We start from the raw sequence: 7,870 nt of genomic DNA, 5'->3' as shown, positions 1-7,870 counted from the left end.
CGCCACCTCTCCAAGTAATAATCGCACCATCAGGGTTACCTGCTTCCATTAATATTTCTTCACCAATACAAACATAAACATCTGGTCCTGCATCAATAACTGGCGCTTCAAGAACACGAACAGTAAAGAAAGCTGTATCATTACCACAAGGCTCAGGAATATATTGGATATAAGCAAAAACGTAATCATCGGTTGTTAAACCAGCCGAGTTAAAAACACCTGTTTCAGCATCAAACTGACCTGATTCAGTTAATTCTTCCCAAACTCCCCCTGGATCAGCACCTACTAGGTAACCATTCAAATCAATCGTACCACCTGGGCTACTGCATAATAATGTATCAAAATCCTCACCTGCTCTACCACCAACAACTGTTACTGTTTTTGTAACTAAACATTCAACTTCACCACCCATATTATATAAGTAATTCATAATGTTTGAACGCCAGTTTCCCGCTGCAGGAACAGGTGAATGCTATCCGTGAGTTGTCATTCCTCCCATCATAACATGACCAGCTCCCCAAGGTTTTTCACAAAGAACAACCTCAGTTGCATCTAAAACATCTACAATAATTGTTGTATATCCGACACCTAAAATAAGAGCGTGCGCATACCAAGTTCCTGCCATTACAGTAGCAGTTGGTGTTTCAGGTCCTAACAATGCAGGGTGAAGGGCATCAACCACGTTCACATCCCAAGTAAGAGAAGCTCCGCCATCATAATTCAACGTAGTTCCTCCAAAACCAAAATCAATATCACCACCTTCGTTTGGCGCTGAATTCAATAATAAACGTCCTCCCGCATCTACCCATGCTTCAATAGTAGCCATATTAGCAGCCAAAAATGTTGCTAATTCTGTCGCCATTCCATCCGAACCATCAATAAAAACGAATCCTGTTTCAGGAACAAATACATCCCCTACAACTACAGTTTCAAACTCTGCTAAAGTCCATTCTCCAACACCGAAGGCAAGATCCATTGCTTGATTATTCTGCGTATTACTCCAAGGACCGACACGATTATTAGATTTGATATAATATTTATCACCAGTACCACCTGGTCTTAATTCGTATGTAATCTCGTGCACACCTTCACCAGCTATATATGGATCGAAAGTTGAACCATCTATACCTGGACCTTCAAAGGTACCACCTTCTGGATCACCAACTAATTCAGTCGCGGGATCATCAATACAATAAATCTCGTCTAACCCCGTAAAATCACACTGTGCATAACTAACATTAAAAATTGTGCTTCCCACGAATACAATCGTTAATAATTGCCAAAATGGTTTTAATATTTTCATAATATAAATCTTTTCACAGTTAAGACGCTAGTACTTTTAATTGGTTGCCACAGTATAATGTTACAACCGAAGAAAATTAATCAATTTATTTGAATCGTAATTAAAAGAAATCAATAAATTATTTAGAAAGGTTTAAATGTCCACGATGCAGATGCTTTTTATCACTTGCACGATCGCCAAATTCTAATTGCCAAACATAAACACCTGACTCTACGATTCCTGCAGAACCATAAGTACCATCCCAGCCGTAAAACGCATCAAAAGATTCGAACATTTTCTCTCCCCATCTGTTAAAGACTGTAAAGTGGTAATCATAAAAATCAATACCAGATGTCATGATAAGTTTAAACGTTTCGTTAAAACTATCTCCGTCTGGCGTAAAAGCATTCGGTATAAAGAACAGAATTACATCTTCAATATAGAGTTTCTTAGAAATTGAATCTACACAACCAATATCATTTTTTGCGATTAATAAGACATCGTAATAAGCGTCTGGAATTTCCGGATAATAATGTATTGGGTGCTCTTCTGTTGAATTACCAGATTCGTCTCCAAAAAACCATTCGTAATTCGTAGCAAATTCTGTTTTATTTCTGAATGAAACTTGCGTATTCTCGACATTAATTGGCTGTGGTGAGTATATAAAATCAGCATCAGGCACTGCAAGTACAGAAATAAAATCAGCATAAGAAACTGCTGAAACACATCCTTCTGCAGTTGTTACTGTAAGTGTAACATCCATATCACCTACTGTATTATACAAATGACTAACTGTTCCACAGCCAGTACCTGAAACTCCATCACCAAAATCCCAAACACAATCATCTCCAGGCAAATCGGTTGTATTGGTAAATTCAACATGATCAGGATTACAAATCATTGTGGTATCCGCAGTAAAAGAAACAACTGGCAATGGGTTCACTGTAACATTAATCGCAGCTGAATTCTCGCAGCCATTTGCATCTGTACCGGTTACGGAATAAATGGTCGTACCTAACGTTGGCGAAAAAGCTTCTCCATCAACCACACCTAAATCCCAAACATAAGTACCGCCTATACCTGCTCCCGTTCCTGAGAGGGTCACTTCTTCATTCAAACAAACTTCAGCGGGAAATGGCACTGCCGCTATACCAATAAGCGGTAATGGATTTACAGTAATCAACAAGTCATCTGTAGAAATACAACCTAGCAAGTCTGCTGTCACAGTATAGGTTCCAGAAGCATCTGGCACAAAAACCTCACCATCAACAACCGAAGGATCCCAAGTTAATGTTGCACCTTCTGGATTATCAGCTGTAAGTGTAACTTCGTCAAACTGACAAACTTCAACATCCAACCCAGCATCGACATCGGGGAATGGTACTAACGTAACGACCACATCATCGGTAGTAACACAACCTAATAAGTCAGCTGTTACAGTGTAAGTTGCTGTTGCAATTGGTCTAAACAAATCTCCATCAATAACTCCTCCGTCCCAAGAAATAACGGCACCGTCAGGATTATCCGCTTCCATTAAAACTTCACCACCTACACAAACAAAAACATCTGGTCCAGCGTCAACAGCCGGAGGTTCAACAACATTAATTCGAACGAAAGCTGTATCATTTTCACAAGGAGCTGCCGACACTTGTACGCGGATAAACTCATAAAATCCACCAGGTAGATCGCTTGACTCAAAAACCCCAGAAACCGGATCGAATTGACCAGAACCTGTAATTTCTTCCCACACACCTCCCGGTTCGGCATCACCAATCAATAAATTCAAATCTTGTGTCTCACCAAAATAATTACACATGACAATATCCGCATCATCACCTGCAAAAGATCCATCCCCAACTGTAATTGTAAAATAAGCAGTATCCGCAGCACCAGCACACCCTAGAATATCGTATCTAAATTCATAATCACCTGGTGCAATACCATCTACATCAAACTCCGTTGTACCTGTATCAAAAGCGCCCGAACCTGTGAGTTCTACCCAAGTACCATCCATTGGAATTCCAGGCGTTAAATAATCGTTTAAAAATACAGACCCAAAGCATGCTAAACCTGTTGAATCACGACCAGCATCATCTCCATCCCCGCCTGGGCAAGCAATTACCCATCCGGAAGAACAACCTGTATTTGTTAAGGTCACAACACTAAAAGGTAAGGTAGATGTAACAGTTATAAATACATCCCCAAAACTTCCATCACAAAGATACGGACCAATTACATCTCCCGCGACCCCAACATTAACACCTGTTATTGTCATTATACCGCCACCATCTATTGATATTGTAGCATAATCAACCGTATTTACAGCAGTATAAGCTAGGGTTAAACTTAAAGTAGGCGCATAAGCCGTTGATACAATTACACCTGCACACCCAGCTCCTGACCAAGGACCTACTTCACCTGTATCTTCACATATTGCACAATCTGGATCACTCGTTAAAATATATCCAGAACTTGATGTACCAGTACTTGAATAACTGGGGCAAGTAGGCTGGGCAATAATAGCTCCACTTATAAATAAAAAGAATATTAAAATCAACCTCATATACTACTAGTTTTTCTTTACGTCGCTAAATATTTTAGTTATTAGCCAAATGCGTTTTTGTTATTGAATATTCACAACCGTTTTCAGTTTTGATAAGTAAAGTCACATCATACTCAATATTTTCTTTAAAAAAGACTTGTGGATGTTCTTTTTGGGATGTTGTTCCATCTCCAAAGTTCCAATTTAACGCTACAATTTTGTCGTTAGACACTGTTGATAAATCGTCGAAAATTGTAACCGCAGCTGCTGGAAAATATTCCCCAGTAAAATCTACTTTAAAAGCTGCCGCAGGCTGAACATTAGTAGAAAGTGATTTTTTTTCACCATTCACTTTATAGTTGACAGTGTATTCTCCCTCACCAAATTTACTACAATTGATCTCTAAATTTTTATATTTTTTTTGAAGAACTCCGTCTATCTCCCAAGATAGGACTTTAATTTCGTCACCCGACACCAAATTCAATTTCAAATTATCAGTACACCAAGCCCCTGATAGTTCCAACGTTTCCGTTTGAGAAAACAAATTGATATTCAAGAATAGTAAACTAAAAATAAGGACGTTGATTTTCATAGCAGTTTAAAAATAATGATAAATTCACCTAAATCACAGACGGTTAAAAAAAAATACCGTTGCCTATAAAATTAACAAATCAAAATTAACTTACTATTATAATCCTATATGAATATTTAAGCAATGATTAATTTGACCTGAACTTTTTCAATCTTAAACCTGAAAATAACGTCAAAATAAATAATAGCACTATGGTAATAGGCACCCAAGTAGGTATTGGAATAGGGTCACCGGTTGCGTAAGAATGAAGACCACTTAAGTAAAAGTTAACGCCAAAAAACGTCATTATTATACTCCCATAGCCCCACAATGCAAAAGTATTAAAGACAAATTGTCCTTTTAACCCTGGAATAAATCTAAAATGCATAATTATAGCATACACAAGGATTGAAGCCAAGGCCCACGTTTCTTTTGCATCCCAACCCCAATATCTTCCCCAACTCTCATTGGCCCAAACACCACCTAAGAAAGTACCGATTGTTAACATAAACAAACCAATAATAATCGCCATTTCAGTAATATAGGTCAGCTCTTTTGTTGTGAGCATAATTTTTCGTTTGTTACTATCTGTTAGTACAAGGTTTAAGAAGAGACAAATAAAACCTAAGATAGCACCTAGTCCAAGGAAACCATAACTACCAGTAATAATAGCTACATGAATCATTAACCAATAAGATTTAAGTACTGGTACTAAATTGGTGATTTCAGGATCAAGTGCATTCATATGCGCAACAAACAACATTAACCAAGCAAGTATACCTGTTGCTCCCAAAACGATTTTTGATTGTTTATAGAATAGTAAACCTGCCAGTACTGTTATAAAGGCGATAAAAACTACAGCTTCATATCCATTACTCCAAGGAGCATGACCAGACAAATACCATCTTAGACCGAGGCCAAACCCATGTAAAACAAACATTATTGTAAAGGCTACAAATGCTATACGCATTGGCCATTTTAAATTCAATTTTGGTTTAAATATTTGCCAAAACTGAAGAATCAATAATATCAACCCAACAAATAGATAGTAATAATTCAATTTCTTAAAGATATCAAGTTCGTTATAAGCAATCTCCCATTCGACCTTTTCAACAGATGGAATTACAGTATTATCAGCAATTTTTCTTTGAAATTTATCAATCAAAGCCACAACATTATCTGCTTGTGCCCAATCTCCAGTTTTATAACCTTCTTCAACAGCCAAATTATAAAGCGGAATGATGGCTTTGAAAAATTCTTCATCCTCACCAGTAAAAGGATGATCTCTATCAAAAGGAGAATACCAATTATGATTAGGATCATTCGGCAAGGGAATTATTTTCAAATACAAACCTGTAAACATCCCTAAAATAATATTCAAACGTTCGTCAGTTTTTAAAACGTCTTTGTCATAAACTGACTGTTCTGCTGGCTTTTTATGCCTTGCAACTTCAGCGTCATGTTCAAGAATATAATCAAGTTTTTCACCGGCAAAGAAATCTTTAAGCGCAGCTCTCGAACCATCAATACCGAGCTTTTCTCTTACAGCCTCACCTGAAACATAAATTAAAGGCTCCAGATTCCACGCCAAAACATTGGTATGAATTCCTAAGAACACTTGCATTGCCGACTGCCCATTGTAAACAGATTGTCTACTTACTTTTTTAAGCACGTCAGTTGCTAATGTGTGAACAGGTTGAAAACGTCCATTATTCGCTTGGATAATTAACTTCCCAAATTTCTCAGCATGTCCAGCATCTATAATGTGCTCGTTTTTAAACGCAGGTAAACCGTCATTTGAGATCGAATCATTTTTCTCTTGACCAAAACCGACACTAGATAAAAGTAATCCTAAAATTAAAAGGTTGATACTTGCTCTTTTTTCACGAATTGCTTTCGCTTTTCTCATCAATATTCTAAATCTACCCTCTTTTGCGAAAAGGTTAATTATAAATCCTAAGGCTAAAATTAAATATCCTAAGTAAGTTATGTTCGTTCCTAATGCATCGTGATTTACAGAAAGTATCGTACCTTTTTCATCTTCATCATAAGATGATTGAAAAAATCTGTAACCTCCATAATCTAAGACATTATTCATATAGATATGATGCGGCATTTCTACTTCATGATCAAGATCTAATACAGTAACTTTACTCGAATAAGATGATGGATTATCCGTCCCTGCGTATCTTTTTAATTCAAAATCATTTAGATAAATATGAAAAGGCAATTTAATTTGTTTAGATCCATAAGCTATTTCATAATACAAGTTACCCATTTTAAATTTGAATAAATTCGGCATCATCCCTTTACCGCCTATAGCTGTAAATTCGTTTGATAAATCACCTTGTTTAGCAAGCATTGTTACTGCTTTCTTATCTTTCATTACTTTCGGATCACTCACTGTTAACAATTTAGCGCTAGGGTAATATGCGTTAAATACAAACTGTTGTTCGTTATAAGTATACAATCTCTTCGTAATAAACCTTTGTAAGCTATCTGCCTTATAAACACCTACTGATTGGTCAGACATTTGCAGATAAGTAATTTCAAATGGCGGTCTAATAAACACACCTGAATCCGTTGAAATAATATTTATAAAATTGATACTATCTTTATTAAAACTTAATGGTAACCCATTATCAACTAATTGATCGCCTGATTTTAAATAATTATAATTTCTTCCAGCATCACCAACTGTGACAATTTCCAAATAAGGATCACCTAATTTTTCACCTGTTATTTCGATTGTATCTTTAGCATGCTCTAGAAGACTAACAAAAGACAGTTCTATTTCCTCTTCTTCGCCAGGAAAAGAAAACTGATGCGAAAAACTGTTATCGGTTCCCGCCTCAATTATCACAGGCATATCATAAACATATTGCTGATTCTGATCATGAACCTTAATTTGAATATAAGTTTCAGCACTGATGATAACATTTGAAGAACCACCTTCACGAATCAACATTGCACCTTCAAACCCAACAACTCGTGTAATAAAAGCACCGATCAGAATAATTAAAAATGCGACATGAAAAGTTAATGAGCCTAATTTTTTCCATTGCAATAATTTATATCTATATATATTATAAATCATTGTAAAAAACAAATAAGCTAGAATTAATTCGAACCATTTTGCTTTGTAAATCCACTTTTGGGCTACAGGGGTTCCGAAGTCATTTTCAATAAAAGTTGCCCAACCAATTGCTACAAAAAATGCCAGTAACGCTAAAGCCATTAATGACATTGAAAAAACTTTATCTAACACTTGTTTCATGCAGCAATATTTTTACAGATTAACAGGTGCAAATTTACTCCGTTTTTTTTGAACTCTTGTCTAAAAAGCGAATAATTTAAATAAGTTTTAAGCTTCAGTCGAATACAACAATATAAAGGCTATTAATAATTTTCTCCTGAAGAAAAATAATTTCATTTTCTTTTGTGACCATATAAAACTATCTACGTCAATGGATTA

The 7,870-nt window shown here is 36.2% G+C and carries 5 protein-coding genes; all 5 read right to left on the bottom strand.

Annotation, left to right across the window (positions count from 1 at the left end):
• The coding region (locus tag T367_RS0116485; protein ID WP_157454281.1) for a hypothetical protein at positions 1 to 430 on the bottom strand (430 nt) is incomplete at its 3' end.
• A 42-nt stretch (positions 431 to 472) separates the two neighbouring features.
• Positions 473 to 1,303: a hypothetical protein gene (locus T367_RS0116480; RefSeq protein ID WP_027420839.1), complete on the bottom strand. Its 831-nt coding sequence runs from the start codon at positions 1,301 to 1,303 to the stop codon at positions 473 to 475.
• A 118-nt stretch (positions 1,304 to 1,421) separates the two neighbouring features.
• Complete coding sequence (locus T367_RS0116475; protein ID WP_027420838.1) at positions 1,422 to 3,845, bottom strand: PKD domain-containing protein; 2,424 nt, start codon at positions 3,843 to 3,845, stop codon at positions 1,422 to 1,424.
• A gap of 34 nt (positions 3,846 to 3,879) precedes the next feature.
• Positions 3,880 to 4,416: a PKD domain-containing protein gene (locus T367_RS0116470; protein ID WP_027420837.1), complete on the bottom strand. Its 537-nt coding sequence runs from the start codon at positions 4,414 to 4,416 to the stop codon at positions 3,880 to 3,882.
• 127 nt (positions 4,417 to 4,543) lie between these two features.
• Entirely contained in the window at positions 4,544 to 7,672 is a 3,129-nt protein-coding gene (gene ccsA, locus T367_RS0116465; RefSeq protein WP_027420836.1) for a cytochrome c biogenesis protein, read from the bottom strand.
• Positions 7,673 to 7,870 lie beyond the last annotated feature (198 nt).

The organism is Crocinitomix catalasitica ATCC 23190, assembly GCF_000621625.1.
GTDB classification, from domain to species: domain Bacteria; phylum Bacteroidota; class Bacteroidia; order Flavobacteriales_D; family Crocinitomicaceae; genus Crocinitomix; species Crocinitomix catalasitica.
Note: the sequence above shows the minus strand (reverse complement) of the source record. Positions and strands in the feature narration are given on the sequence as shown.

Excerpts from the sequence above, each read along its gene's own strand:
- T367_RS0116480 (WP_027420839.1), bottom strand. The coding sequence starts at position 1,303 with ATGAAAATATTAAAACCATTTTGGCAATTATTAACGATTGTATTCGTG.
- T367_RS0116470 (WP_027420837.1), bottom strand. The coding sequence starts at position 4,416 with ATGAAAATCAACGTCCTTATTTTTAGTTTACTATTCTTGAATATCAAT.
- ccsA (WP_027420836.1), bottom strand. The coding sequence starts at position 7,672 with ATGAAACAAGTGTTAGATAAAGTTTTTTCAATGTCATTAATGGCTTTA.
- T367_RS0116475 (WP_027420838.1), bottom strand. The coding sequence starts at position 3,845 with ATGAGGTTGATTTTAATATTCTTTTTATTTATAAGTGGAGCTATTATT.